The sequence below is a fragment of the Rhodococcus sp. Z13 genome (assembly GCF_025837095.1).
In the GTDB taxonomy this organism is placed as follows: Bacteria; Actinomycetota; Actinomycetes; order Mycobacteriales; family Mycobacteriaceae; genus Rhodococcus; species Rhodococcus sacchari.
Genome location: NZ_CP107551.1, coordinates 4,223,680 through 4,249,582, shown reverse-complemented (window position 1 = coordinate 4,249,582; position 25,903 = coordinate 4,223,680). Strand labels below are relative to the sequence as shown.

Below are 25,903 nucleotides of genomic sequence, written 5' to 3'. Positions count from 1 at the left end.
GGTAGACGACCGGCCCGCGCGCACACGGTGTTCAGTAGGGGCGCAGCGCCCCGACCGGCGGCGGCTGCGGCGACCGGCGTACCCGCTCGATCCGCCCCGACAGCTCCCGCCGGAACACGTCGACGGTGCCGGGGAGGATCCGGACGTCCGGTCCGGGCAGATACAGATACCGCCCGTCGCCGACCACGTCGAACCAGCCGATGTCCGCCGACGGGAGGTACCCGGAGGGCGTGTGCCGCAGCACCCGCAGGCAACCGGTGACGGACCGGTCGCGCCGCAGCAGGTGCCGCAGCGCCTCCGCGGTGGTGCCACTCGGATCCCGTCGCACGGCGGTGGGATCCGAGGGTTCGAACACCTCGCGTCGCGGTGCGGTGCGGGCGGGTTCGCGGCCGGGCGGTACCGGGGGCAGCCGGTCGAGGATCGCGTCGGCGAGCAGGCCGGGCGCGACACTCGTCAGACGGATGGCACCGGCGGGCGGTTCCTGATCGGCGAGCACGGCACGGTCGGCGTGCACCGCGGCCCGCATCGACACCTCCGCGGCGGGGTCGGCCGACCGGCCGTGGACCTCGAGCGCCACCTCGCCGGTGAGCAGCGTGCGGATCGCGTGGTCGAGCGCCGGGTCGGGTGTCTCGCGACGCCACCGTTCGGCCGCCTCCATGTTCGCGAGGTGTTCGTCCTCCCATCGGGCCGACGTGCGGTAGCGCAGGGGGAACGGGAACTCGTCGCCGCCGAGCGCCGTCCACACCGCCAGGAACCGGTCGGGTATCAGCTGCACATTCACGCCGGATCGACCCCCAGTACGGGCGGGGCGGTGGGTGGTATAGATCCGATCAGCTCGTTGCCGTTGTCGTCGTCGACGAGATAGCTCGCCGCGCGCTTGTCCTGCTCGTCGCGGCCCGAGGCCGGTGCGACGGCGCCGGGCATCATGCCCATCGGCCGTACGCCGGTGCCCCGCGCGGCGGAGCCGGCGGTGGCCGGATTCGCTCCCGGTCCGGTGCCGGCGGGACCACCGCCGAGGAGTGGCGCCGCGACCGGTGACGAACCGGAGAGGGAGGAGCCCGCACCGTAGGGGCCGGAGCCGGCCGCCCCCGGCAGGCCCTGGCCCGGGGAACCGCTGCCGGCAGCCGGGATCGGTGATCCGTACGGTCGGCCGGTCGCGTCGCCTCCGGGGAGGGCGGACCGGGCGGACGTCGAGGTGGGAGTGGTGGACGCCGGATCGGTGCCGGTGGTCGTACCGGGGGCATCGGCCTCACTCGGCTGCCCGGTTCCGTCGACCATCCGGTCGACCGTATTGCCGGTGTCGTCCGTCGATGCCGGGTGGCCGGACGCCGCCCCGGCGACCGTGCCGTCACCCCCTGCTCCGGTAGCGGTGGCGCCATCGGACGGCGCGTACCCGGTCGGGGTGAATCTCTCACCGGCACGGTCGGTGGTCGCGGCGAACGGGGAGGGGAGCACCGGAACCGCCGAGCCCGAATCCCGGTAGTACGGCTTGTACAGACTCTCCATCACCCGGATCGCCTGGGCGCGAACTGCTTCCGCTCGGCGCGCGGCTTCGGCGCCGGCGACGGGATCGAGTGTGTGCAGCAGCAGCGACGCCGCGCTGTCCTCGGGAGGTGGCACCGAGACGCGAACACGTTCGCCGACATCCGCTGCGATACGCAGTTTCTCGGAGGTGGCGCGGGCCGCGTCGGACAACCGCTGCGCGGACTCGCCGAACCGCAGGGCCGCCTCCGTGGCGGCCTCTCCGGCAGCGCCACCCCAGTGGTCCATCAGCAGCCTGCGGATCATCAGGGTGCCCCAGCTCATCGTCGATCCGAACGATGTTCCGAGTGCCGCCCATTCGGTGGCCAGGGTGGTCATGGCGACCGGGCTGATGCTCTGTGCCAGCCGGTGGATCTCGGCGTGCTCCATGCCGTGGAAGTTCTCGAAGGCGGAGATGTACTCGGGGTCGACGCCGGTGTCGGCCCGCGCCGCCATCCGTTCGTAGTTCGCCTGCCTACGCGACACCGAGTCGGGGACGGGGGCGTCCATCCCGAGATTCGTCAGCAGCCGGTCGGCGATGTTGTCGTTCGTGGACATGGGCGGCGCTCCCCTCCGATGCTCGCTCCCGAGGATGCGGAGTGCCGTACCCGAGCAGTCCGCGCCGGCCCCGGCGATGCCGGCCGACACGTGATCCCCTCCTGCCCACGAAGACCCCCCGATCCGATGGTGGCGACGATGCTAGCGCACCGCGCCGACCATCCGGAGGGCGAGATCGGCGTACAGCGCGGCGACGGTGGCGGCGTCGTCGTAACCTCCGGAGGGATACCACCGGCAGATGTCCACGCACAGGGACATCAGGGCGAAGGTGACACCCTCGGCGTCCGGCACGGAGAACTCACCGGACGCCGCGCCGGCGTCGACGATCCGCCGCACCACCCCGGTGGTCCGGTGCCGCAGCCCGACGACGGTGCGGTAGTGCTCGCGGTCCAGTGCGGTCAGTTCGTACTGGATCACCCGGCTCCAGCGGTGGTTGTCGGCCTGCCAGCCCGCGAAGCGGCCGACGACGGACGCGAGACGGGTGGCGGCGTCGGCGTCGGGGAGGTCGGCGTCCTCGAGAGCCTGCAGGACCCGGATGTGGCCCTCGTGGGCGATCGCGTAGAGGAGATCCTCCTTGGACCGGTAGTGCGGGTACATCGCGGCCGGGCTCAGCCCCAGCCGCGCGGCGATCCGGCGGGTGGTGGTGCCGCCGTACCCGTGTTCGGCGAACTCCTCGATCGCGGCCGCGCGGAGCCGGGCGGCCGCCTTGGACCCGCCACCGACGGTGTCCCTCGCCTCGCTCATGAACTGTGGATCCTCGCCTGGTGCCATCGGGGCTTCGGAGTGTTGACAAGCGCACTACCGGATCGCACGATAAGCGAGCGCTCAGAAATAAGCCAGTGCTTATCGAGTTGGTAACGGTGTGGACGACGCGCGGCGCTCACCCTCGGGCGGTGGTGCGCGCAGCATAGGATCCGCCGAAGAGAGGATTAGGAACTGACTCTGAAAGGTGCTGGCTTCTAACCGGTTTCGAAGCAGCGTGTTTGGAGAACGCGGGACCGGTGGGCTATACATCTCGTGTAGTCCACGCCACAGCGAGGAGATGACGCATGTCCGTGCTCGACCGCTTCCGACTCGACGGCCGCGTCGCCGTCGTCACCGGCGCCTCCTCGGGTCTCGGTGTCGCCTTCGCGCAGGCCATGGCCGAGGCCGGAGCCGACGTCGTCCTCACCGCGCGCCGGGTGGACCGGCTCGAGGAGACCGCCGGGCTGGTCCGCGCCGCGGGACGGCGAGCGGTGACCGTCGGGACCGACGTCGCCGATCCGGATCAGGCGCAGCGCATGATCGACCGGGCCGTCGAGGAGCTCGGCCGGGTCGACATCCTCGTCAACAACGCCGGTGTCGGCACGGCCGTCCCCGCCCTCAAGGAGACCCCCGAGCAGTTCCGGCGCGTCGTCGACATCAACCTCAACGGCTCGTACTGGGCCGCGCAGGCCGCCGGTCGCGTGATGCAGCCCGGCAGCTCCGTCATCAACATCTCCTCGATCCTCGGCCTCACCACGGCCGGACTGCCGCAGGCGGCGTACTCCGCGAGCAAGGCGGCCGTCATCGGCCTCACCCGGGATCTCGCCCAGCAGTGGGGTTCCCGGAAGGGCATTCGCGTCAACGCTCTCGCCCCGGGCTTCTTCGAGACGGAGATGACCGCCGAGTACCAGCCCGGCTATCTCGACAGCATGAAACCCCGCATCGTCCTCGGGCGCACGGGGGATCCCGCGGAACTCGCCGCCACCGCAGTGTGGCTGGCTTCCGACGCGGCAGCCTACGTCACCGGTCAGACCATCGCGGTCGACGGTGGCCTGACCATCAACTGACGGCACCACCCAACCCCCACGGAGGTTTGCAATGAGCTCACAGGTCCGCACCGCCATCGTCACCGGAGCCGCACGCGGCATCGGCGCCGCGGTCTCCAAGCGTCTCGCGAAGGACGGCTTTCGGGTCGCCGTTCTCGATCTGAACGAATCCTCCTGCGCGGACACCGTTTCCGCCATCGAGTCGGATGGTGGCAAGGCGCTGGCCGTCGGTGCCGACGTCTCCGACGAGAAGTCCGTGGCCGCCGCCGTCGAGAAGGTCGCCTCCGAACTCGGCGAGCCCACCGTCCTGATCAACAACGCCGGCATCACCCGCGACAACCTGCTGTTCAAGATGACGGTCGAGGACTGGGACGCCGTCATGAACGTCCACCTGCGCGGCGCCTTCCTCATGACCCGCGCCGTCCAGAACTACATGGTGGAGGCCAAGTTCGGCCGCATCGTCAACCTGTCGAGCACCTCGGCGCTCGGCAACCGCGGCCAGGTCAACTACTCCGCTGCGAAGGCCGGCATGCAGGGCTTCACCAAGACCCTCGCCATCGAGCTCGGCAAGTTCGGTGTCACCGCCAACGCGATCGCCCCGGGCTTCATCGCCACCGAGATGACCGCCGCCACCGCCGAGCGTCTCGGCCTCTCGTTCGACGACTTCAAGGCCAACATCGCCTCCACCATCCCGGTCGGGCGCATCGGCGAGGTCGACGACATCGCGCACACCGCCTCGTTCCTCGTCTCGGAGGGCGCGGGCTTCGTCTCCGGTCAGGTCATCTACGTGGCCGGTGGCCCGAAGGCCTGATCCTTCCCCCGACGTGAAGCGGCGCCGCGGTCCCCTCGGGATCCGCGGCGCCGCTTCACGTTCTCCGTACTAGCCGGTGTGTGCTCGGATGATCTTCCGGTCGCGCTCGGGGTTCGCGAACACGAGCACCGCGATCGCGGCGATCGCACCGAGGACACCGATGACCTGGAAGGCCGTGGCGTAGCCCTCGGCGGCGGTGGCGGCGTTGTCGACGATGACGCCGGTGCCGTAGGGGGCGACGAGACCACCGACGGCCATCAGGGCGAGGAAGACACCCATCGTGCCGGCGGTCTGCTGCGGCGGGCACAGCTCCGAGATCGCGGCGTTGATCAGCGGGAAGGCGATGGCGCCGAAACCGTAACCGATGGAGACGACCGCGACGGCGAGCGCCGGGGTGCCGATCGAGGGCAGGAACACCAGGATGGCGCCGCAGATCAGGACACCGACGGCCGGGACGATGATGCGGACGACCCGCGAGCGGTAGCCCTTCTGGCTCAGCCGGTCGGTGACCGTGCCCGACGAGATCATCAGGAACAGGCCCACGATGGACGGCAGGGCGAACATCGAACCGGCCTGCATGGCGCTGTAGCCGAGACCGACCTCGAAGTAGGACGGCAGCCAGGTCAGCACGACGGTGGTCAGGGCGTAGACGACCATGATCAGGGCCGCGCAGCTGACGAAGGTGCGGCTCAGCAGGATCCTGCGCCACGGCACGGACGGCTCGGTCTCCGCGGTGGCGGCGGTCTGCGCGCCCTTGACGGCCTTGCTCGTGTACGGGCCTTCCTTCCAGCCGGTCAGCCAGGACGCCATCCATGCGACACCCAGCAGCGACAGCGCGATCAGGGCCGCGCGCCACCCCCACTGGACAGTGATGAAGGTCAGCACGGGCGCCAGGGCGATCTTGGCGACCGAGGCCGAACCGGCGAGGAACGCGCCGGGCAGACCGCGCTTGGCGGGCGGATGCCACGAGTACGCGGCCGTGTGCATGAGCGCCGAGCTGGGGCCTTCGGCCAGGCCGAGGAGCATGCGCGTGACGACGAGCATCGCGAAGCTCGCGCTGACCACCAGCGGCAGCATCACGACCGACCAGGCCAGCCCGAGGGCCAGCAGCGCCCAGCGCAGGGTGAGGTACTTGTTCAGCGGACCGGCGAGGAAGCCGCCCACCGTGAAGGTGACGAAGAACAGGGAGCCGACCAGGCCGATCTGCGACGAGCTCATGCCGAGCTCGCGCGCCAGGGGCTGGGCGATGATGCCGAGCACGGCCTTGTCGGCGTAGTTGACGACGTAGAGGAAGATGACCAGCCCGGTCATGCCCCACGCACGTCCCGGTGTGACGCCGAGGACCGGACCGCCGGTACGGGTCGAGGAGCCTGGGGTTTCGTGGGTGGGGTCACCCTTCACGATTTCACCTGCAGTCACGGAGAGTCCCTTCACGACCTGGGGGAGGGGTGGATGGTGGTAGGACGTGGGCCGGAGTACGGCTCGTCCGTCGACATGGATCTCGGGGTTGGTGCCGCACTCATTGAACGTGACGTGGATCACGAAGACAAAGTGAGCCGAACGAACGAACCTATAGGCGCTTCCTATACGGCCCGGACGGGTGATGTATCCGATTGGAATGGAACATGTTTCATTTCGGTGAGGTGCGTCCTTCCCGATTCGCCCGACGGCCGCCGGGCGAACGCGTAACGTACCGGTCGATCGTGTCGATCTCACGCCGTGAGAACGGAAACCACCGGAGGTCGGATGAAGGCGCGAACGCGGGCCGCAGTGATCGCCGGTCTCGCCGCCGTGCTGACCGTGTGGCCGGGATCGGCAATGAGCGACACGGTCGCCGACCAGGGGATCCGCTATGTCGCACTGGGTGATTCGCGCGCGGCCGGTCCCTACCTCGACGCCGCGGCGCTGCTCGACGGATGCGCCCGCGCCGACGCCGGATACCCGAACCTCGTGGCCCGGTCCCTGCAGGTGGTCTCCTTCACCAACGTCGCCTGCACCGGTGCGCGCACCGAACACCTGACCTCCGTCCCCCAGGAGACCACCACCGGTCCGATGCCCCCGCAGATCGAGGCGCTCGCGCCCGACACGGACCTGGTCACCGTCAGCATCGGCGGCAACGACGTCGGCTGGAGCGGTCTCGTGTCCTCCTGTTACACGGACCTGCCCGGCGGCGACGCCCACTGCCGCACCGACCCCGGCACCACCTCACGCATGACCGCCGCCCTCGACGCACTCGGACCGAAGGTCACCGGTGCGCTCACCGCCGTCCGGCAACGGGCACCGCGCGCACGCGTGCTGCTCGTCGGTCACGGTGGCGTCTACGGCAACCGCGCCTGCTGGCCGAACATCCCGACGAGCGACGCCGACGCCGTCTTCGTCACCGACTTCTTCACCCGCATGAACCGCGTCCTCGCCGCGTCCGCCGCCGCGGCCGGAGCGGAGTTCGTCGACGTCACGGTCGGTACCGAGGGGCACGACGCGTGTGCCCCCTCGGAACAACGCTGGTACGAGGGCCGGCAGTCGCTGTCCCTGGCCCGTCCGCTGCATCCCACCGCCGCCGGGATGCGGCACATGGCCCAACGCGTCCTCGACGCCGTGCAGAGGAACGCCGATCGCTGACGCACCACCTGCGGTGCTTCTCCGCCGACACCGGGCGGACACGAACGCGAGAAGTGGGATGCTGCACTCCACGGCGAGCACACGGCAGACGAGCGCGCGGGAGGTGCCATGACGGTCTACCGGCGACGAACTCGCCGGGTGCGCAGCCGAATCCGACGCCGAACGCGCCGCAGCCCAGGCGGCGCTCGTGAACGGCGTGCGGGAGCTGGGGGTGTCGGGGGTGGCATTGAAGGACACCTCCCGCGAAGCGCTGACGACCGGCCCGGGCCTGCGGGATCTCTCCGAGCCTGATCAGGCGTTCCGCTGTGAATGGCATCACAATGCGGTCGAGCCGGGAACATCCGCGCGTCACCGGCTCTCCAATCCGTGTCACCCGACGAGCCGTGTCCGGAGGAGAAGCCGAACCATGCGTACATCCCGCACCACGCGTGCCGTCCTGGCAGTCGCGACGGCCACCACCCTGGCGGTCGCCGGGTGCAGTTCCGAGGCGGCCACCGACCCCACGACCGAGTCGGCGCAGGAGACGAGTGACTTCGATATCTCCTCGCTGGACACGGGCGGGTACCGGGTCGAGCCGCGCGATCTGGTGGCGGAGAATTTTCAGGCCGGCGAGGCCGGGCGGGTGATAGAGGGGCAGCGGATGGCCGAGTTCGTCATCCACCCCCATCACATCGATCCGACGCTGACGGTGGGGGGAGGACCGAACACACGCGTCTCGGTCGAGCCCAGGAGACTGCTGACGAGCAATGCCAGTGAGCTCCTCGACCCCACCAGCGTGATCTCGGGTTTCACGACCTACCGCCACAATGCGGACGAGTCGAGAACAATGGTCGTCGGGGTCGCACGGTTCACCACCTACGAGGTCGCTGCCGAAGTCGTTCGGATCCTGCACGAGGACCAACAGGTCGACAGGCAGGAGCCGCTCGAGAGCGATCCGTCCATCGTGCTCGGTATCCCACCGGCGGTGCCGGTCACTCTGCCCGGCATCCCCACGGCTCTGGCCTCCACCCGGACATGGGAGGACCTCGGCCACGTCACCACCACCGCTCTCGTTCCCCGAGGAGGTTTCGTCGTCACGGTCTTCGCGGGTGACGATTCGGGAGACGTCGAATGGACCCACGACGTCGTCGAGCGCGCCGCTCGGGCTCAGCTGGAACTTCTCGAGCAGTTCCCGGCGACACCGGCCGAGGAGCTCGCCGCGCTTCCGATGGACCGGGACAGGGTCATGGTGCGCGCGGTGGGGTTCGTCGAAGGCGAGAACCGTGGACTCTCGGACATGGCGGTCTACGGGCCGCACGGTTGGCTGCACTTCGATACGAGTCCTGCACACACCGAGAAGCTCTTCGAGGTCACCGGCACGGACCGTGTCGCCAAGGTCAACTCCGTGGTCTACCGCACCGCCGGTCCTTCGGAGGCGGAGTTCTTCCGGGACGAGTTCGCCGCCGGGACGGTGGCGGCGCATCCCGAGCTCGTCGAGGACGAAGCGGTGCCCCAGAACATCCCCGGCACGCGTTGCTGGTCGGGGGATATCGCGACGGGGCGGGCGCAGCGGTGCTTGATGGTCTACGGGCGCTACGTGGCCGAGCTGTCGGGGGTGCGCCCCGTGGGTAATGCGGCTCCGGAGAACGACACGCTTCGTACGTTGCCGCAGCGTCTGGCGACCCAGTACGTGAAGTTCGTCAAAGCCGAGGAGATGGGCTTGGGCGAGAACTGATCTCGCGGTACCATATCCACGTGGTCGACGCTGCCCCCGACGGCGTCGACCACGTGTGATCACGACATGTGTGCGTCTCTCCTGCCTGTCGAGCAACTGTTCGAATTCTTGTGCAGGGTAAAGCGACTGCTCGAAATGGTGAGGGGGCTCGTTGAACGAGACCGAGTTGGTCGAGCGGTGCCGGACAGGTGATCGAGCAGCATTCGCCGAACTCATCGCACCGTCACGGCAGCGGGTGTGGGCGATCTGCATGCAGATCACGGGCAACCGTCACGACGCCGAGGACGCACTGCAGGACGCATTGATCGCCGCCTGGAAGAATCTCGACAAGTTCCGCGGCACATCGGCATTCGGAACCTGGCTGTACCGCATCGCGAGCAATGCCTCGCTCACAGTCGGGCGCCGGCGGCGCGGCGAGGTTCTCGACGAGCAGATCGACCTCGACCACGCAGCGGGTGGTTCGGCCATCGCCGACAGTGTGGCCGACGGAGACGCCGTTTTCCAGGCTCTTTCCCTTCTGCCCGAACAGTTCCGGGTCGCGATCGTGCTCCGTGAATATGCGCGGATGAGCTACCGGGAGATCGCCGACCACCAGGGTGTGGGCGTACAGACCGTGAAGAGCCGGATCGGCCGTGCCCGCACACAACTCGTCGAACTGCTGAGCCCGGTACTTCTCGGTGCGGAAGAGATGTCGGCGTAATCGCAGGCCGTCCGGTCGATTCGGCGCCAACGATCGGAGTCGCGGCGACGTCGGAGGACGTCCCGCGGTCCCGGAAGGATGATCAATGACGCGAAGCGACCCGAATCCGGGCCTTCTGCTTCAGGAAACCCTCCGTATCGGGCTGGTCGACCGGATTCCGGAACTGCCCGAGGAGGTCTGGTGGAGAGTATTCGACATCGCCACCGACCCCCTCACCCCTCAGCTGGGCAGTGATCTGATCCCCGTCGACGACGTCGACGAGAATCGGTCCGTGGTCTTCGATTTCGAAGAATTTCCGGTCGACCAGCTTCCGAACGGGAACATCGACGATGCTCCCCTGCAGGAGTTCGTCGACGACACGACGAATCCCGAGCTCTGGCAACCTCGCTCCACACGCGCAGTACCTGTCATTCCAGCCCCGCAGCGGTGGAACCGAGATCCATGACGACCTCGTGCAGCGGCCGCCCCGCGGGAGCTACAGCCAGAAATCCGCGGATCGAAGCCGTCAGAACGAGTTTCGAGAATCCCTCGTGATCGAACGCGGGCAGGTCGCGGTGTGCCTCGCCCAGTTCCGCGTCTGAACGCAACCGGTCGACGACCTCGTTGCGTTGCCGCTCGAGTCCCTCGATCCGCTCCAGCTGGGCCTCCTCGGCCACCGCGAAGTTGATCGACACGCTCGCCACGGCGCTGGCCAGCGACACGGCGACGTCGGGCGCGTACCCACGTTGCATGAGCGCGCCCACCTCGGTGGCCATCAGACGCTGCCCTGCCTCCCCGCGAGGAAAGAGCGTCTGCATGTAGGTGCCGAGGCCGGGATGCGCCAGGACGAACGATCGCAGCTGCAACCCGAACGACAGCAGGTGCTGTTCGATGTCGTGCGCCGGATCGTCGTGGAGGGTGAGGTCGCCGAGCAGGCTCTCGCCCACCGCGAGCTCGAGCCCCCACCGTCCGTCGACGTGGCGATACAACGCGGCCGGGGAGACCTGCAGCTCCGTGGCGACGGCATTGAGACTCAACTTCCGCAACCCCAGTGCGCGACCGACGCGGACGATGTCGTCCATGTCGATCTTGCGCACGCGTTTGCGGAGGCCGCCCACCACGTCCGTCCCTCCACATCCCTTAAGTTAAACCCCATAACTTCAGGGACTATATGTGTGTCCTCGAGGAACGGCAAGTCTGCGGATCGAGGAACGGGACGAGGCCGCCAACGCCGTGGACTCTCACCCCCTCGGGAGGTGTGTAAGGGTCCAGAGGCTCGTCGAGATCGGGAGCGGTAGTTGATCGGCCAGTGATTCATGATGTAACGCGTGTCGTCCACCCGTCGATCACTGCGGTGGATTCGATCAGCAGGTCACGTGGTGTGCGCGGCCGGGTAAGGGAGTGTCGGTGAAGCGGAATTCGGTCGCGTGGGCTGCAGTGGGTCTTCTGATGGTTGCGGGATGCGGCAGTCCCGATGCGTCGGAGGAAACGCCTGCCTCGACCTCCACCATCACTTCGACAACCGCTGCTGCGCCCATGTCGACGACTTCTGCTCCCACGACCACCGCCGCCTCAACATCGGTGGAGCCCGAACCCGTGACGACGTCGACCCAGCAGGCTGTCGAGAAGCCGTATGTCGTGGAGTGCCTGCAAGGCACTCCCGGGCCGGCCCGTTTCAGCGACGGTTCGATGGCCTTCTCCCAGTGGTGCTTCGATCAGCTCGGTGGCGAGGAGTACCTCCGCGCGGAGCGTGAGGCCAACACCTTCGAGTGCGACGGTGTCATGTGCCGGAATCCGTACACCGGCGTCACCTATCCTGACCCCGATGCTGTTCCGTCAGTTCCGACCGGAACCACCTCCACGCGCGGCTACTCGTGTGACGCCAGCCGGTGCTACTGGCCGGATGGAACTCAGGTGATCAACGCCGATCGCTGTGGCCTGCTCTGCGGCGAGCCGCCGACATCCGGCGACATCCAGACCCAATCGGGTTGCGAGGCAGGTTGGATCACCGATCCCGAACTGTGCGCGAGGTACGGCTACTGACCGGAGAGGGCAGCATCACTCGTAGAGGGTGTGCCTCCCACGCCAATCGTGGTCGTCCTCGGTGGGAGTGCCGAGGAACTCTTCCGGGTGTTGCCGGAACGATGACGTTCCCCACTCCATGGCAGTGCGATGGGAAAACCTCGTGTCCTTGACATTGGAAGGGGTCCCATGCGGAATGCGGTCGTTTCGCCCAGCGCCGGCCCTACGTCCCGGGGTTCCCGCTCTCGAGCGGGATTTCTTTTGATTCGAAGGTATTTTCGCTGTGCGGTCGGTCTTTCCAAGGGGGTGCAACCTCAAGGGGCGCAGCTCGGGATAGTTCATGCTGGCCGTCGCGTCCAAATACTTCTGGAGATCTTTCGCCAGGTTGGTGCTGCAGGTAGGGCAGGGGCGGACTCGATTACGGTATGCGTCCCCGGCCTTGCACCAGTGAGTCATGTTCCGGCCGGCTCTGCACCGTGCGGATGTATGGAAATAGTTGACATTGCGATTGACATAGACACGTTTGCGGGCGACTCTACCCGCTTGGCGAAGTTCGTCTGCGGTAGGGAGACGTTTCGGAGGAACGGTTCGTATCTGCTTCTGCGGGGGACGCGTGCCGGGGTGGGCAGCTCCAGGTTGCGCTGCCTGTGTACGAGGACTCTCCCTCTCGACGTGGCTTGTTCGGGGTTTGGCTGCCGTTGCAGGGGCGGGCGGAACGGGTGTCGAACTGGCTCTGGCAGAGCTTGATGTCGGCTCCTTCGCACCTTGTTCGGCATCGAGGATTGCCTGGGTGAATCGGTTGCGGTAGCCGCCGTGTGCGAACTCGTTGAAACTGTCGCCAAGGTTGTGGAACGCCTGGGCCACCCTCATGCAGAGGGCCTGACTTCCGAACTTCTTGTCGTAGGTGGAGAACAACTCGTGGCTTCCGGGATTCTGGCCTTCGCCGGATCCGTTCGTCCGCTCGTAGATCCGCAATTCCCAATCCGACCCGGACGGCTTGATGGCGTAGTGGAAACTGGGGGTATCAGCAACCACTGTCCCTTTGGGGAACCGGACTTTCCGAAACTCGAGTCGTGTAATGGTGGAAAGCTTCGGCGGGGCCTTGCGAGTCTCCCGGCTGCGACTGGTTTGTCGAGTCGACTGCGTGACCTTGCGTGCCTTCGAAGTGGAGCGAGCTTTGCGTGCCATGAGTACTCCTAGACGGACCCTCAGGGAAAGTGGCTCTTCGCACTTGGTAGGGGCGGGTGTCGATCGACGCCGTTGCCGTGTCGGTGATTGAAAAAGGGCCCGCGCCCTTGTGAGCTGGGTGTTCTTCAGGCATCCAGGACAGCAAGGAACGCGGGCATGCACCACGGTAGTTCATTGCTGCTCGATCTCGACGGCGTCATCGTCGAATCGGTGCAGCGCACGGTCGAGGGCAGCCGGATCGTGCAGATCGCGACGGCCCCACAGTGGGTCGGGGTGTGCCCGCAGTGCGGGCAGAAGTCCACGCGTTCGAAGGGCTGGGTCACCACCAGACCGCGGGACGTGCAGGTCGGACCCGACCGTCCACTGCTGGTGTGGCGGAAACGGAAATGGTTGTGCACCAATACCTCCTGTGACCGTAAGGTGTTCACCGAGTCGACGCCGGGGGTGCCGTCCCGGGCACGGGTCACGCCACGAGCGAAGGCGCTGCTGGTCGAGGCGGTCCTCGACGGGGACCGGTCGGTCGCCGCGGTCGCGGGCGACTACGGGTGCGCCTGGCACACCGTCCACGGCCACCTCGTCGTGGTCGCCGACGCCGCCCTTGGCGACGAACCCGAACCGGTGGTCGTCCTCGGGATCGATGAGACCCGACGCGGGAAGGCGAAATGGGAAACTTGCCCCGAGACCGGGGAACGGAGATGGGTGGACCGGTGGGACACCGGACTGGTCGACCTGACCGGCGATCAAGGGTTGCTGGCGCAGGTCAACGGACGCACCTCCGCCGTGGTGATCGACTGGTTCGACGCCCGCGACGAGACGTGGAAGGCACAGATCACCCATGTCGCGATCGACATGTCGACGGTGTACGCAAAGGCGGTGCGCGAGGCACTGCCGCACGCACAACTGGTGGTGGACCGGTTCCACCTGGTCAAGAAGGCCAACGAGATGGTCGATACCGTCCGGCGCAGGGTCACCCAGGCCGAGCGGGGTCGGCGCGGCCGCAAGAGTGATGTCGAGTGGATCAATCGACGACGGTTGTTGCGGGCCTCCGAACGCCTGACCAACGAACAACGATCGGCCCTGTTCGAGAAGCTGACCTCCGCCGACCCGCACGGGGACATCGCCGCCGCATGGATCGTCAAAGAACTACTGCGCGATGTGTTGCGCTGCACCGACCGTGGTGGCCTTCGCCATGAAATCCGGGACAGACTGTACCGGTTCTACACGTTCTGCGCGGCATGCCGGGTCCCGGAGATCGGCAAGCTGGCGACGACCATCTCGGCGTGGCAGGAACCGATGATCCTGGCGATCACCACCGGCCTGTCGAATGCGCGCAGTGAAGGCTACAACCGGATCGTCAAGCACGTCGGCCGCATCGCGTTCGGATTCCGTACCCCGGAGAACCAACGCCGCCGGGTACGCTGGGCCTGCACTCGACGGTCACGTCGGGTCGCACCCAGCCGGCACCAGTACCACTGCTAACTGCGAAGAGCCGGGAAAGTGCAGAGGACGATGGGTGAACTTTACGTGGTTCCATCGAAAGGCGAGCGGCGATATCCCAGTGTTCACGCTGCTGCGGGCGACTGAGATCCTTCGAGCGACGCCAGGATGTTGTCGACGATGGTCGCCGCGACGTCCTGGGGTACCTCGGCCTCGTGGAAGCGTCGTGCCGCCATGGCGAGGCGATGTGCAGCTTCGTTCAGCGGATGCCCGCTGTGTCCCCGTACCCACGACACCTTCACGGACCGGTCCTTCGTGGCCTCGTGGATACGGGCGACAACCTCCATGACGGCCGCCTTGCCCTGGTAGGTGCCTTCGAGTGCGGCGATCGCCAGGTGGCTGTCGGTGAGGATGTGCAGGTTGCGGCCGGAGAAGTGCTTGACGGCCATCTCGATGGCGAGCAGTTCACCTTCGAGGACGGAGCGGGCCTCGAGGTCCACCCGCATCTGGCGACCGCCGGTCTCCGAGACGCAGCCGAGCCCGGTGCTTCGCCGCTTGCGTCCCTTCGATGCGTCCGTGGCAACGAGCAGCGGGGGACGGGAAGCGCGCAGCGCCTGGGTCTCCGCCTCTTCCTCGGCGATGACGCCGGCGATGTGCGCGTCGATGGCGTTCACCGCGCGCTGCAGAAGGGCGCCGAACGGGCCGAAGGGGATGTCGACGAACTCCACCTCGGGAAACGACCCGGAGACGTCCTTGAAGATTCTCCGGAGCGGACCGTCGGAGATGTGAACGCGTACCGGCCCGTCGGCCCGGCAGTGGAGAGCCTCGAAGGCGTCGAGGCCGACCAGGCTACGGTCGGCCTCCTCGTAGCCCTCCCGGATGAACAACGAGACATCGTCACCGGTCACGAGAGCTGCGCAGGTCAGCGGGCCATTGCCGGTACGGGTCTGCCTGATGTGGATTGCAGCGAGCATCGTGTTCTCCTCTTCGTTGATCGACTGGAGCCGAGCATGCTGGCTGCGGGGATTCATCAGGTAGCAACTCCTTGATAACCGGGGATATCAGCATCGCGTAATACCGTGTCCGAACCTTCCGATAGATTCCGAAACCGAACCCCACGAGGTACTGCAGGAGATTAGGAAAGGGGGCCGACAAGAATGAGCGAACACCCGACGCTTCTGCTCACCAAGAGCGATATCGCGGCCCTCGCCGACGTGCAGCGCCCCGTCGTCACCGTCTGGATCAAGCGATACAAGGACACCGACCGGCCGTTTCCGAAGCCCGTGCGCGTCGAGGGTGGGCAGGAGAAGTTCGCCGCCGACGACGTCGTGGCCTGGCTGAAGGAGAAAGAGCTCGGCAACAACGACAGCCTCGCCGAGGACGTCGCCGCTCACGCCGCCCTCGACCACCCCACCGGGGTCGATCCTCGGACGGCGTTCGCGGGCCTCACCGCCCTGCTGTGCCTGAAGACCCAGCGCGGAGAGACGCTGTCCGACCTCGACGACGAGGAGATCCTGGACGAGGCCGACGATCTCGACCCCGACGACACCTATCTGTACCGGGACATCGCCGAACTCGGCGAGCACATCACCACCTACGCCCGGCACGCCGACCGCATGGCCGACGCCGCCTACACGCCGGAACGCGCGTTCGAGGCACTCATGGCCCAGCGTTTCCGCATCCCGCTGACCGACCTCGCGAACTCGACCCTCGCGGACGGGGCCCTCGAGCTGTGCACGGCGGTGGCGACGGCGCTCGTCCACGACGACCGCGCGGTCTTCGTCGATCCGTCGGTCGACAGCAGCGACCTGTTCGTCGCGCTTCGCAAGGAACTGTCCGAGGACGTCGAACCCGTTGCCGTCACCGGTCGCGCCGACACCGCCTCGGCGCGGCTCGCGCGCCGCCGGCTGGCCATGCACCGCTGGCGTCGCCATCCCGCGCCGGAGGAAGGCTTCGGTGCGGACTTCTCGATCGATCGCCCGGCGCTGTTCCTCACCCAGTACCCGTCGCCGTCGACCCTCGGGTACTCGGCGATAGAGGTGCTGACGGAGATCGACAACATCACCGTGCAGATGCTGCCCGACCACTATGCGGTCGTGATCGCTCCCGCCGGGGTTCTGGTCGATCCGATGCGGGATCGGGAGACGTTGTCCATCCGGTCGGGCATCGTCCGGTCGGGTCGGCTGCGCGCGGCGATCCGGTTGCCCGAGGGGCTACTACTCGCAAAACCCGGAATGGCGATGGCCTTGTGGGTGCTCGGCGCGGCGGACGAGCGCATCGCACCGGCGGATCAGTGGACGGTGCTGGCCGACGTCAGCGACCGCAAGCTGGACGAGTACGTGATCGACGGTTTGGTCTCCGATGTCGTCGCTGCGGTGGGGACCTGGGAGTCGGTGAGAGCGCACGCTTTCCGGTTCGGTGTGGTTCATCGGACGGCGCTGCTCCTGGCCGAGGACGGCAAGGGACTCATCGTTCCGCGGACGGTCCTGCCGGCGAGACTCGGAGCCGATCTGGCCGGCCACATGATGCTGCTGGTGGACAGCGCCAACGAGCATGCCCGCAGGATCGACGCGGATCTGCACATGACGGTGACCTATCGTCGCAGCGATACGGTGAAGCTGCCCACCGCCGGCGAGCTCGCTGCGCAACGCAAACTGCTTCTCGTCCCGGGAAATCGGATCGATGAGACCGATCTCGAAGCGGACGGTGCGGTGCGGGTGATCGGGCCTCCGGAACTGCTGGGGGAGAAGGTCATCGGGGACCGCGGTCTGGACCGCTTGGTGCACGCCTCCCGATATGCGAACAGCCGTTACACCGAGCCGGGCGACATCGTGTTCTGCACCGCACCGAGGTTCGGGATCATGATCGACACCGAAGGGTCGTCGCTCGTCCTCGCCCCGGCCCGGGTGCTGCGTGTGAAGAACAGTGAGGTCGACGGCCTCGTTCCCGAGGTCATCGTGCGGCACCTGAGGCAGCTCGTCACCGCCGAGAAACCGGCCGGTGCGGTCCGGCCCGGACGGCGCTGGAAGGATTGGACCATTCCGGTGATCGAGCGGGAGCAGATGGAAGCGGTGACGGCGGTATTGAAGGAGCTCGCAGCGCGTCGTCGCGCGGCCGCCGACCTGCTCCGCTCGTTGAACGATTTGACCGACACCATGATCGACGGCGTGACGCGTGGAGTCGTCACCGTCACTACAGAGAACCGGCACGTCCCGGAGGAAGGGTAGAGATGCCACCGAGGAAGAGGAAGGCGACGGTCACGGCACCGTCTACGATGAAGGAACTGAAGGACACGCTCTGGAAGGCCGCCGACAAACTGCGCGGTTCCATGGACGCGTCCCAGTACAAGGACGTCATCCTCGGGCTGGTGTTCCTCAAGTACGTGTCCGATGCCTTCGCCGAACGCCGTCAGGAGCTCGAGGCGGAACTGCGCGCCGACGGCCTGGACGACGAGGACGTCGCGTCGCTGCTCGACGACCGCGACGAGTACACCGGCTCGACGGTGTTCTGGGTTCCCGAGGAGGCGCGCTGGGAGTATCTGGCCCGGAATGCCAAGGGAATCCAGGAATCCACTGGTGTCGAGGGGCGGACGGTCGGTGAGCTCGTCAACGGCGCGATGATCGCGCTGATGGAGGAGAACTCTTCTCTGAAGGGCACATTGCCGGTCATCTTCAATCGTGACAACCTCGACCAGCGTCGCCTCGGCGAGCTGATCGACCTGTTCAACGACACCCGCTTCACGGGTGAGGGCGCACGCAAGGCGCGGGATCTTCTCGGTGAGGTGTACGAGTACTTCCTCGAGAAGTTCGCGCGGGCCGAGGGGAAGCGTGGCGGCGAGTTCTACACGCCCGCAGGAATCGTCCGCGTTCTGGTGGAGGTGCTCGAGCCGTACAACGGGCGGGTGTACGACCCGGCGTGCGGTTCGGGTGGCATGTTCGTGCAGGCCGAGAAGTTCATCGAGCACCACGGCGGTAACGCGACCGACATCGCGGTGTACGGGCAGGAGCTCAACGAGCGCACATGGCGGATGGCGAAGATGAACCTCGCCATCCACGGCATCACCGCGAATCTCGGTGATCGTTGGGAAGACACGTTCGCGCGCGACGTGCATCCGGATCTGCTGGCCGACTATGTGATGGCCAATCCGCCGTTCAACATCAAGGACTGGTCGCGGCGCGAGGACGACAAGCGCTGGAAGTTCGGTGTTCCGCCGGCGAACAACGCGAACTACGCGTGGATCCAGCACATCATCTCGAAGCTCGCCGAGAAGGGCACGGCTGGTGTGGTGATGGCGAACGGCTCGATGTCCTCGAATTCCAGTGGTGAGGGCGAGATCCGGGCGCGGCTGGTGGAGGCCGACCTGGTGTCGTGCATGGTGGCGCTGCCGACACAGTTGTTCCGCAGTACGGGCATTCCTTGCTGCGTGTGGTTCTTTGCCAAGGACAAGTCGGCGGGTGCGAAGGGCTCGATCGACCGTCGAGGACAGGTGCTGTTCATCGACGCCCGCAACCTGGGTTATATGGTGGATCGTGCCGAGCGAGCGCTGTCCGACGAGGACATCGCAAAGATCGCGGGCACGTTTCATGCATGGCGGGGAACGGAATCCGCGAAAGGCATGGAGTACGCCGACGAGCCGGGCTTCTGTTACTCGGCGACGCTGGCTGAGATCAAGGACGCCGATTACGCACTGACTCCGGGGCGGTATGTGGGGGCCGCTCCGCTCGAGGATGACGGTGAACCGATCGAGGAGAAGATTGCGCGGTTGACGAAGGAACTGTTCGAGCAGTTCGACGAGTCTGCGCGGTTGCAGGATGTTGTGCGCGAGCAGTTGGGGAGGCTCTAGTGAGTTGGCAGTTGGTGGAGTTGTCTGAGGTTGCTGCTCCTAGAGGGATGGTCGGAGGTCCCTTCGGGTCTTCGTTGGTGAGCAAGGACTACAGGGAATCAGGAATTCCAGTGAGGTTTTCTCACCAGGCCGGTGCTTGCAGGTGAAGAAGAACGAGAGCCGCAGCAGCGATCGAGCCGATCCTCCACGGACATAGACTGATTCGCTGCAGCGCCTTCCACCGGGTCTTCAGCAGCGCGTTCGCGCGTTCGGCCGGAGCACGCATCGCAGACAGCAGCGTGTTGCGGCAACGAGTGCCGATATCGAGATCACGGCCTTTCGTCGGGACGTGGACGCCGATCCCGGCACCGGTGTACCCCTTGTCGGCGAGGGTGGGCATCCCGCCGGCGGCAGCGTGGTAGAGGGCGCCGAGGATCCCGCCCCGACGAGCAGCGGTGAGGTCGTGCACCGAACCGGGGGCAACCTCGGACACCCAGATCGGGTAGCCGGTCGGATCGGTCAGGACCTGGACGTTGCCGCCGTGGCGGCGATGTTTACCCGAGTACCACACGTCGTGCCCGGACTCGGAACGCTCCCGGCAGCGAGTCGAGGCGATGAGGGTGCCGTCGAGACAGACATGCTCCCAGCCGGACTCGATCCCACGTTCGAGCACGTCGTGCAGGTCCGGGGCGTGCGCAGCGATCACGTCGATACCTTCGTGGAGATACCGGTAGGCGGTGGCCTGCGAGATGCGGGCATCGCGCGCCAGGGTGGCGACGTCGGTGCCGTCGCGGAACCACCGCAGCACCATCAGAGCCTGGACGTAGACGGTCGCGGCCCGCTGCCACGGCCGGCGATCGGTCCTGCGGCGGTGGGCAGCGAGGATACGGGCGACGAAGGTCAGGGTGTGCTCGGGCACGTCGAGCGTGGCACGATAGGTAATCACGTGGGGTCCTGCTCCGGGTTGCTTCTTGCTCGAAACAATCCCTACCAGGCAGGACCCCACGTCCTCTTTTCACGCCACACCGTTCGGATGTCTTTGCTGTCGTCGGTGACTCTCTGGTGAGAAAACCTCAGTTATTCGGGGTGTTAATATGTCCTCTGGAAAGTTTATTTCTGGGGACTTCGTATACGTAACCCCCCTCAAGGCGGACTCTGACCTGTCGAGGAATCAGGCATCCCCTGGTGATATCGTTTTCACACAACGTGGTACTTTGGGGCAAGTCGCTTTGGTTCCGGAAGTTCCTTTTGATCGCTATGTTGTTTCGCAGAGTCAAATGCGGCTGACGGTTAATCCGGAATTTGCTGACACGGAGTTTGTCTACTATGCCTGCAAGTCGCCAGAATTCCTTAAGCAGGTTAATGATAATGCAATTTCCACAGGGGTGCCGCACATCAATCTAGGGATTCTGGGAAGGTTGCGTATCCCACTGCCTCCGGTTTCTCAGCAGCGGGCAGTAGCTCAAGTTCTCGGCGCACTCGATGACAAGATTGCTGTGAACCGGAAACTCTCCAGGAAGGTGGACGAGCTTTCTTTTTCTTGCTACCTCGCCATGGTCGAGGATGCGATGTCGATACCTCTTTCCTCTGCAGCTCAGTTCGTGAATGGGAAGCCCTTCACCAAGGGCGCTAGTGGGACTGGTAGGGTGGTGATTCGAATTGCTGAGTTGAACTCAGGGATCGGCCCATCAACTGTGCGTAGTGATATCGAAGTCGACGATCGGTATATCGCGCAACCCGGGGACATACTCTTCGCGTGGTCTGGTTCGTTGACCTTGCATCGTTGGTTCCGGGGTGAAGCGATCGTGAATCAGCATATTTTCAAGGTGATTCCGCATCAGGAATACCCTGCATGGCTCGTGTATCAGATGATCGCCCACAAAATGCCGTACTTCAAGGACATTGCGGCAGACAAGGCAACAACGATGGGGCATATTCAACGGAAGCATCTTGACGAACCTGTTCCTGTCCCCTCGCCAGAGAAGATCCAGGAGCACGACGAACTCATGACGGCACTCTGGGGGCGAGCGCTCCTTGCGGAGCAGGAGTCCGAGAAACTTGAGGCTCTTCGGGACGCACTCCTTCCCCACCTGATGTCGGGTGAACTGCGTGTGCGAGACGCAGAGGGACTTGTGTCCGAGTCGGTTTGACGTAAGTCGCTTCGAACTTCGAGGAGTATGGAAGTTGACCGGCGCTGATCCAGGCGATTCGGTCGGCCGTACCAGCGACGGCGAACCGAAGTTGACGCTGGCGATCGTCGAGGACCTGAAGAGCAAGGGCTACACCCAGTCCGACATCGCCCGGATGTACGGAGTGACACGACAGTACGTGTCGTGGATCAAACACACGTACGGTGGTCATCTCACACCGAGGGAACGCATCATGCGGGAGTTCCCTTGGAAGGTTCCGACGGCGATGACTCAGCAGTCTCCGTATCGGCGGCTTCGTGAGCACGGTGAGTATGTAGTGACGGGCGGAAAGGGGATGGATCGGGTCAAGCTCACTCGGCTTCGCGGTTTCTACGCGAAGTTGAGAGACCACGTCCTGGAGTTCGATCCGTTCATCCCGCCACAGCCCGGAGTAGCCAATCGAGGTGGGTTCGCTTACCGTCCGCGCCTCGACTCGGACGGTGACCTCCTCATTCGGGTGAACGAACACACGAATCTGACGGAACGGGGACGTGAGATCTGGCGTTTTCCCGACGTAGAGCCGTAACAGCTGCTACGCAGCGCCTCGATCCCACGTTGAGAACCGTTGGGGGTGTGCGCCGACCCGGTCACGGCGTGCGCACTCAACGTATAGAGACGAAACCTGGTTTCGGGTCGGAGGAGAAGAATGAAGAACGTCGCGCCCTACTTGCGGGTCGTGGCGGGGATGTTCGCCGCCATCTCGTTGTGGCTGGCGGTGGTGGAGACGATCAACGGGAAATTCGGGAACGCCGCTTTCCAGTTGGTGTTCGCGCTGATTCTCGGCTACCTCTCGATCGGCAAACCCCTCCGCGACCGCCGCCACCGCATCCGGGCTGAACGTGCAGCGATCGCGGCCCGGGCCGAGGCGGGGCATCGCGCTTTTCTCGCCGGTGACCTGAACGCAGCGATGACCCCACCACCCGAGCCTGCGCCGGCACCCACGGTGCGGCGCGGGGTGGTGATCGCCGCAGCAATTGCAGCGGTACTCGTGATCGTCGGAATCGTGGGCGACATCGCCGACGGACTCGACTCACCGTCCGACGACAACGCCACCACCACATCACAGACCACGATCTACGCGGAAGCTCCGCCGTCGCAATCGACGTGGCCGGCGACCTCGCCTGCCACCACCGCACGCACCACCGCGCCGGTGAGTGTGGCGCCCGCGACGACCACTCCGGCGAATGCCGCGACCACGTCGGCTGCTCCGCGGCTCGCGGTGATGCCGGACGTGGTGTGCATGGATCTGCAGGAAGCGCAGGACGCCATCCAGGCGGCGGGCGTCTTCTACTCGCGCAGCGTCGATGCGACCGGTCGCGGTCGCGCGCAGGTCTGGGACCGCAACTGGATCGTCGTCGACCAGTCGCCCCCACCCGGCACTGTGATCGGCGAGGGCGACGCGGTGCTGTCGGTGGTCAAGGACGACGAGTTCAGCGGCTGCTGATCATCGGACGTTCTCCTCTGCTGGGACTGTCGCGTCCACCGGGTGCCGTCCACCGCGGAAGAAGCGGACGGTCCCAGGCCATAGTGCTTCGGTCCGCAGGCCCGCCATGGCGGACTTCAGGCCGAGGTCCTTGAGGAACGCGGCGGTCCGACCGGTGAACGTCCGATCCGTGGGGGTGTCGTCCCGCCGGTGCAGCTGGACGACCCCGGAGCGGCGGCCCAGGCTCACACCGACCCCGTTGAACCCGACGTCCAGCTTCGCGGGTTCCTCACCGGCGATGCGGCTGAGGATCGTGTCGGCCGCAACGACGCCCAGTGGGAGCGCGGACTGACACGCCATCCGCAGCGGGTCCCCGGACGGGGACGCGCAATCGCCGGCGGCGACCACACGCTCGTCGTCGATGCTGGTGAGCGTCTCGTCGGTGAGCATCCGGCCAACGGAGTCCGTGCTGAACCCGCTCGACCGGGCCAGCTCGGGAACACCGAAGCCGCCGGTCCACACGGTGACCGCACTCGGCAGGACAGTGCCGTCCTCGAGTGCAAGGCCGTCCGGTCCGACGCGGGTGACGCGGGCCCTCTCCACCACCTCGACCCGAAGAGCCGACAGCCGCTCCCGTACCGCACGGCGGGTGTTCTCGGTGAGCGTCGGGCCGACGACCCGGCAGACCAGGCGGACCCGGCGCCCCTGCTCGGCCAGTTCGGATGCGGTTTCGAGTCCGGTCAGGCCGCCACCGACCACCGTGACCACGGCGTCACGGTCGGTGTTCGCCAAGGTGTTCCGAAGGTGCCGGGCGTGTTCGTATTCCGCTATCGGATAGGCGAATTCCTCCACCCCGGGCACCGTGGACCGTCGGGTGGCGGTGCTGCCGACGGCGTAGAGCAGGTAGTCGTACTGGATCGCCCTGCCGGATCCGAGGCGGACGGTGCGCGTATCGGACTCGATCCGCGTGGCGGTGTCGACGAGCAGCTCGACCCCCTTTCCCAGCAGCTTTCGGTAGTTCTCGGTGGCCTCGTGGTTCCCGGCGGCGAGCTGGTGCAGCCGAGTGCGCTGGACGAAGTGCGGTCGAGGATTGACCAGGGTGATGGCGGCGCGTCTGCTCAGGCGGCCGGCCGCGAGCGTTCCGGCAAAGCCACCACCGAGGACGACGAGGCGGGGACGTGGGTTCGACATGATTCCTCCGATTCGTTCGTGGCTCCCTGGGGGAGCCCTCGTATCGGAGACAGGACAGCCACGCCGTGTGTGACATGCGGGCGGATCACGACCGTCGCAGTTCGCGAACCCGCTGTTCGAGGGCGTGCACGTCCGCGACCGGACCCAGATGGGTGAGCTTGTCCGGATTGATCGTCACCCGGATCGCGGCGATCTTCCCGTCGGCCACGTCGAAGGTCATGACCTGCACGAGTGCACCGTCGGCATCCCGCACGACCACGCCCGGATAACCGTTGATCTCCTGCGCTTCGAGGACCGCGCCCAGCCGGGCCAGCGGGTCGGCGTAGATGCCGAGCAGTCGCACCGCCTTCTCATCACCGACCACGACGTTCCGGATGGCAGGGGCCTTTCCGCCGCTGTCGGCGACGAGCCGCACGTCGGCGGTCAGCAGGTCGCGGAGGCTCTCGACGTCGCCTTTGCGGAAAGCGGTGAGAAAGCCGGCGGTGAGACGTTCGTGCGCGTGCGGATCGGTGTCGAACCGGGCCGTGCCCTGATCGACGTGACGACGAGCCCGCACCGCCAACTGTCGGCACGCCGACTCGGACCGCTCGACGACGCGGGCGATGTCGGCGAAGCCGAATCCGAACGCCTCGCGCAGCACGAACACCGCGCGTTCGAGGGGGCTGAGCCGCTCGAGCAGGACGAGCACCGCCATCGAGACCGACTCGGTCAGCTCCGCGGATCGTGCGGGGTCGTCGTACGGTTCGTCGAGGATCGGTTCGGGCAGCCATTCGCCGACGTATCGTTCGCGCCGGGCCCGGGCCGATTCGAGCATGTTGATCGACACGCGGGTGACGACGGTGGACAGGAACGCCCGGGGCGAATCCGCTCGGGTTCCGGATGTTTCGTACCGCACCCAGGTCTCCTGGACCGCATCCTCGGCCTCGCTCACGCTCCCGAGGATGCGGTAGGCGATGGCGAACAGCAGCGGGCGTAGGTTCTCGAACTCGTCGACGGTGGTCACGTCGGTCCTCTCGTAGACCCTGCTTCGATGACAACACCGTGCCTTGGTCGTACGCAACGGGTGGATGTGAAAAGGGCGCCCTGCGGGCGGCTGCATTTGACCGAGCGGAGACCCTTCGGGTCCCTGTGTTCGTCGGCCCCTTCCCCATCGCTGCCCGGTCGCCATGCCCCGATAGACCGTCTCGGCCAGCACTGATGGCCCCACGTCATCGAGGACGTGCGGCTCGTGCCGGACCCGGTCGTTCGTGTCGACCCGCGCGATCGGGTGCTCCACCACCAGCTGTGGAGACGAGGGATACTGGTGCCCAGTCGGTTTCGAGCAGGGAACGGCCCTGGCTCGCAGCGTCGTGCGCTGACGTCGGACTGTGGGAGACGAGCGACGAACTGTGTCGGCGCACCTCGGTTACCGGAACGGCCCTCGTGTGCGGCGGCGCAGGTGAAACGCGTCGAGCCCTCCGATCACCGTGGATCGAAGGGCTGGAAAAGTCAGGACGTCAGACGGTGGCGCGGGGGAGGGGCGGAGCGTGGATGCACGCCTGCGACGGGCGTGTGGATAGACTTCACCCTACGGTGCATGACAGGCCTTTTCTGTCGTGTGCCCAGACCCCGGTTCGGTGTTGGCGCACCTGCCGGGGTCGACCTGTTTTCAGGTCGGTGCAGGGATGGTCGCACGTGTGTGCGAGCCCGTCAACTCGAACATCTGTTCCCATGTTTCGCTGACCGGAACGTGAGAACGCGCACTTTGTGCGGAATCCCTAACGCGGTTTGCAACGCTCGAGAATTTTCCCCGGACTCCCGGTGAGCGGTTATGGCGAGATGTGTCGCCTGGCACACTGCTCGCGCAGCCGATATTCGGTGGAAGATCGGACAAGGGGGCCCGATGGGTGTTGTGCGACGGAGATTGGTGGCGGCAACAGTGGCGGCGACGGCCGTGTTA

At 66.3% G+C, this 25,903-nt stretch carries 21 protein-coding genes and 1 pseudogene; 13 read left to right on the top strand and 9 right to left on the bottom strand.

Going from position 1 to position 25,903, the window contains the following annotated elements:
• Nucleotides 1-31: 31 nt before the first annotated feature.
• The 3 genes from OED52_RS19385 to OED52_RS19375 form a co-directional block, all read right to left on the bottom strand.
• Complete coding sequence (locus OED52_RS19385; protein ID WP_264152443.1) at nt 32-781, bottom strand: ESX secretion-associated protein EspG; 750 nt, start codon at nt 779-781, stop codon at nt 32-34.
• Nucleotides 778-2,079 (bottom strand): hypothetical protein, encoded by a 1,302-nt coding sequence (locus OED52_RS19380; RefSeq protein WP_264152442.1) that lies wholly within the window; start codon nt 2,077-2,079, stop codon nt 778-780. Before OED52_RS19380 ends, OED52_RS19385 begins: the two co-directional genes overlap by 4 nt.
• Before the next feature lie 141 nt (nt 2,080-2,220).
• Nucleotides 2,221-2,823: a TetR/AcrR family transcriptional regulator gene (locus OED52_RS19375; protein ID WP_264152441.1), complete on the bottom strand. Its 603-nt coding sequence runs from the start codon at nt 2,821-2,823 to the stop codon at nt 2,221-2,223.
• A gap of 305 nt (nt 2,824-3,128) precedes the next feature.
• Here OED52_RS19375 and OED52_RS19370 point away from each other — a divergent pair, with 305 nt between their 5' ends.
• Both OED52_RS19370 and fabG read left to right on the top strand, forming a co-directional pair.
• Nucleotides 3,129-3,890, top strand: a complete 762-nt coding sequence (locus tag OED52_RS19370; protein ID WP_264152440.1) for an SDR family NAD(P)-dependent oxidoreductase — start codon at nt 3,129-3,131, stop codon at nt 3,888-3,890.
• Between the two features lie 31 nt (nt 3,891-3,921).
• Nucleotides 3,922-4,680: a 3-oxoacyl-ACP reductase FabG gene (gene fabG / locus OED52_RS19365; protein ID WP_264152439.1), complete on the top strand. Its 759-nt coding sequence runs from the start codon at nt 3,922-3,924 to the stop codon at nt 4,678-4,680.
• Nucleotides 4,681-4,749: 69 nt separating this feature from the next.
• Here fabG and OED52_RS19360 read toward each other — a convergent pair whose 3' ends face one another.
• Nucleotides 4,750-6,084, bottom strand: coding sequence for an MFS transporter (locus tag OED52_RS19360; RefSeq protein ID WP_413247775.1), 1,335 nt, complete (start codon nt 6,082-6,084; stop codon nt 4,750-4,752).
• A 342-nt stretch (nt 6,085-6,426) separates the two neighbouring features.
• Here OED52_RS19360 and OED52_RS19355 point away from each other — a divergent pair, with 342 nt between their 5' ends.
• The 4 genes from OED52_RS19355 to OED52_RS19340 all read left to right on the top strand — a co-directional run bounded on the left by OED52_RS19355 (nt 6,427) and on the right by OED52_RS19340 (nt 10,158).
• Nucleotides 6,427-7,299, top strand: coding sequence for an SGNH/GDSL hydrolase family protein (locus OED52_RS19355; protein WP_264152438.1), 873 nt, complete (start codon nt 6,427-6,429; stop codon nt 7,297-7,299).
• A 406-nt stretch (nt 7,300-7,705) separates the two neighbouring features.
• Nucleotides 7,706-9,013, top strand: coding sequence for a DUF7373 family lipoprotein (locus tag OED52_RS19350; RefSeq protein ID WP_264152437.1), 1,308 nt, complete (start codon nt 7,706-7,708; stop codon nt 9,011-9,013).
• A gap of 151 nt (nt 9,014-9,164) precedes the next feature.
• Nucleotides 9,165-9,713 carry an RNA polymerase sigma factor gene (locus OED52_RS19345; RefSeq protein WP_264152436.1) on the top strand — a complete coding sequence of 183 codons (549 nt, stop codon included), beginning with the start codon at nt 9,165-9,167 and terminating at the stop codon, nt 9,711-9,713.
• 85 nt (nt 9,714-9,798) lie between these two features.
• Nucleotides 9,799-10,158 carry a hypothetical protein gene (locus OED52_RS19340; RefSeq protein WP_264152435.1) on the top strand — a complete coding sequence of 120 codons (360 nt, stop codon included), beginning with the start codon at nt 9,799-9,801 and terminating at the stop codon, nt 10,156-10,158.
• Here the strand turns inward: OED52_RS19340 and OED52_RS19335 are convergent.
• On the bottom strand, nt 10,121-10,813 hold the full coding sequence (locus OED52_RS19335) for a TetR/AcrR family transcriptional regulator (RefSeq protein WP_264152434.1): 693 nt from the start codon (nt 10,811-10,813) through the stop codon (nt 10,121-10,123). The two genes, OED52_RS19340 and OED52_RS19335, sit on opposite strands and share 38 nt — an antisense overlap.
• A gap of 475 nt (nt 10,814-11,288) precedes the next feature.
• Here OED52_RS19335 and OED52_RS19330 point away from each other — a divergent pair, with 475 nt between their 5' ends.
• Nucleotides 11,289-11,735, top strand: a complete 447-nt coding sequence (locus OED52_RS19330; RefSeq protein ID WP_264152433.1) for a hypothetical protein — start codon at nt 11,289-11,291, stop codon at nt 11,733-11,735.
• A gap of 1,276 nt (nt 11,736-13,011) precedes the next feature.
• A pseudogene (locus tag OED52_RS19325) lies at nt 13,012-14,381 on the top strand (ISL3 family transposase).
• Between the two features lie 83 nt (nt 14,382-14,464).
• On the opposite strand, the gene OED52_RS19320 reads toward OED52_RS19325, so the two are convergent.
• Entirely contained in the window at nt 14,465-15,370 is a 906-nt protein-coding gene (locus OED52_RS19320) for a ribonuclease HI (RefSeq protein ID WP_264152432.1), read from the bottom strand.
• A 126-nt stretch (nt 15,371-15,496) separates the two neighbouring features.
• Between OED52_RS19320 and OED52_RS19315 the strand changes: the two genes are divergently transcribed.
• Together OED52_RS19315 and OED52_RS19310 are read left to right on the top strand one after the other, a co-directional pair.
• Complete coding sequence (locus tag OED52_RS19315) at nt 15,497-17,566, top strand: helix-turn-helix transcriptional regulator (RefSeq protein WP_264152431.1); 2,070 nt, start codon at nt 15,497-15,499, stop codon at nt 17,564-17,566.
• A 2-nt stretch (nt 17,567-17,568) separates the two neighbouring features.
• Nucleotides 17,569-19,182, top strand: coding sequence for a class I SAM-dependent DNA methyltransferase (locus tag OED52_RS19310; RefSeq protein ID WP_264152430.1), 1,614 nt, complete (start codon nt 17,569-17,571; stop codon nt 19,180-19,182).
• Between the two features lie 121 nt (nt 19,183-19,303).
• Here OED52_RS19310 and OED52_RS19305 read toward each other — a convergent pair whose 3' ends face one another.
• Nucleotides 19,304-20,107, bottom strand: a complete 804-nt coding sequence (locus OED52_RS19305; RefSeq protein WP_145690968.1) for an IS5 family transposase — start codon at nt 20,105-20,107, stop codon at nt 19,304-19,306.
• A gap of 148 nt (nt 20,108-20,255) precedes the next feature.
• On the opposite strand from OED52_RS19305, the gene OED52_RS19300 reads away from it, so the two are divergent.
• The 3 genes from OED52_RS19300 (at nt 20,256) to OED52_RS19290 (ending at nt 22,794) form a co-directional block, all read left to right on the top strand.
• Nucleotides 20,256-21,311 carry a restriction endonuclease subunit S gene (locus OED52_RS19300; protein WP_264152429.1) on the top strand — a complete coding sequence of 352 codons (1,056 nt, stop codon included), beginning with the start codon at nt 20,256-20,258 and terminating at the stop codon, nt 21,309-21,311.
• Nucleotides 21,312-21,345: 34 nt separating this feature from the next.
• Nucleotides 21,346-21,876 (top strand): XRE family transcriptional regulator, encoded by a 531-nt coding sequence (locus OED52_RS19295; RefSeq protein ID WP_264152428.1) that lies wholly within the window; start codon nt 21,346-21,348, stop codon nt 21,874-21,876.
• A 120-nt stretch (nt 21,877-21,996) separates the two neighbouring features.
• Nucleotides 21,997-22,794, top strand: a complete 798-nt coding sequence (locus OED52_RS19290) for a PASTA domain-containing protein (RefSeq protein ID WP_264152427.1) — start codon at nt 21,997-21,999, stop codon at nt 22,792-22,794.
• Here OED52_RS19290 and OED52_RS19285 read toward each other — a convergent pair whose 3' ends face one another.
• The gene (locus OED52_RS19285; RefSeq protein ID WP_264152426.1) at nt 22,795-23,964 is read right to left on the bottom strand and encodes an NAD(P)/FAD-dependent oxidoreductase; all 1,170 of its coding nucleotides are present in this window, start codon (nt 23,962-23,964) and stop codon (nt 22,795-22,797) included. It abuts the gene before it with no gap.
• Nucleotides 23,965-24,049: 85 nt separating this feature from the next.
• A complete protein-coding gene (locus tag OED52_RS19280) occupies nt 24,050-24,967 on the bottom strand; it encodes an RNA polymerase sigma-70 factor (RefSeq protein WP_264152425.1) in 918 nt (305 codons plus the stop codon).
• Nucleotides 24,968-25,903: the final 936 nt, after the last annotated feature.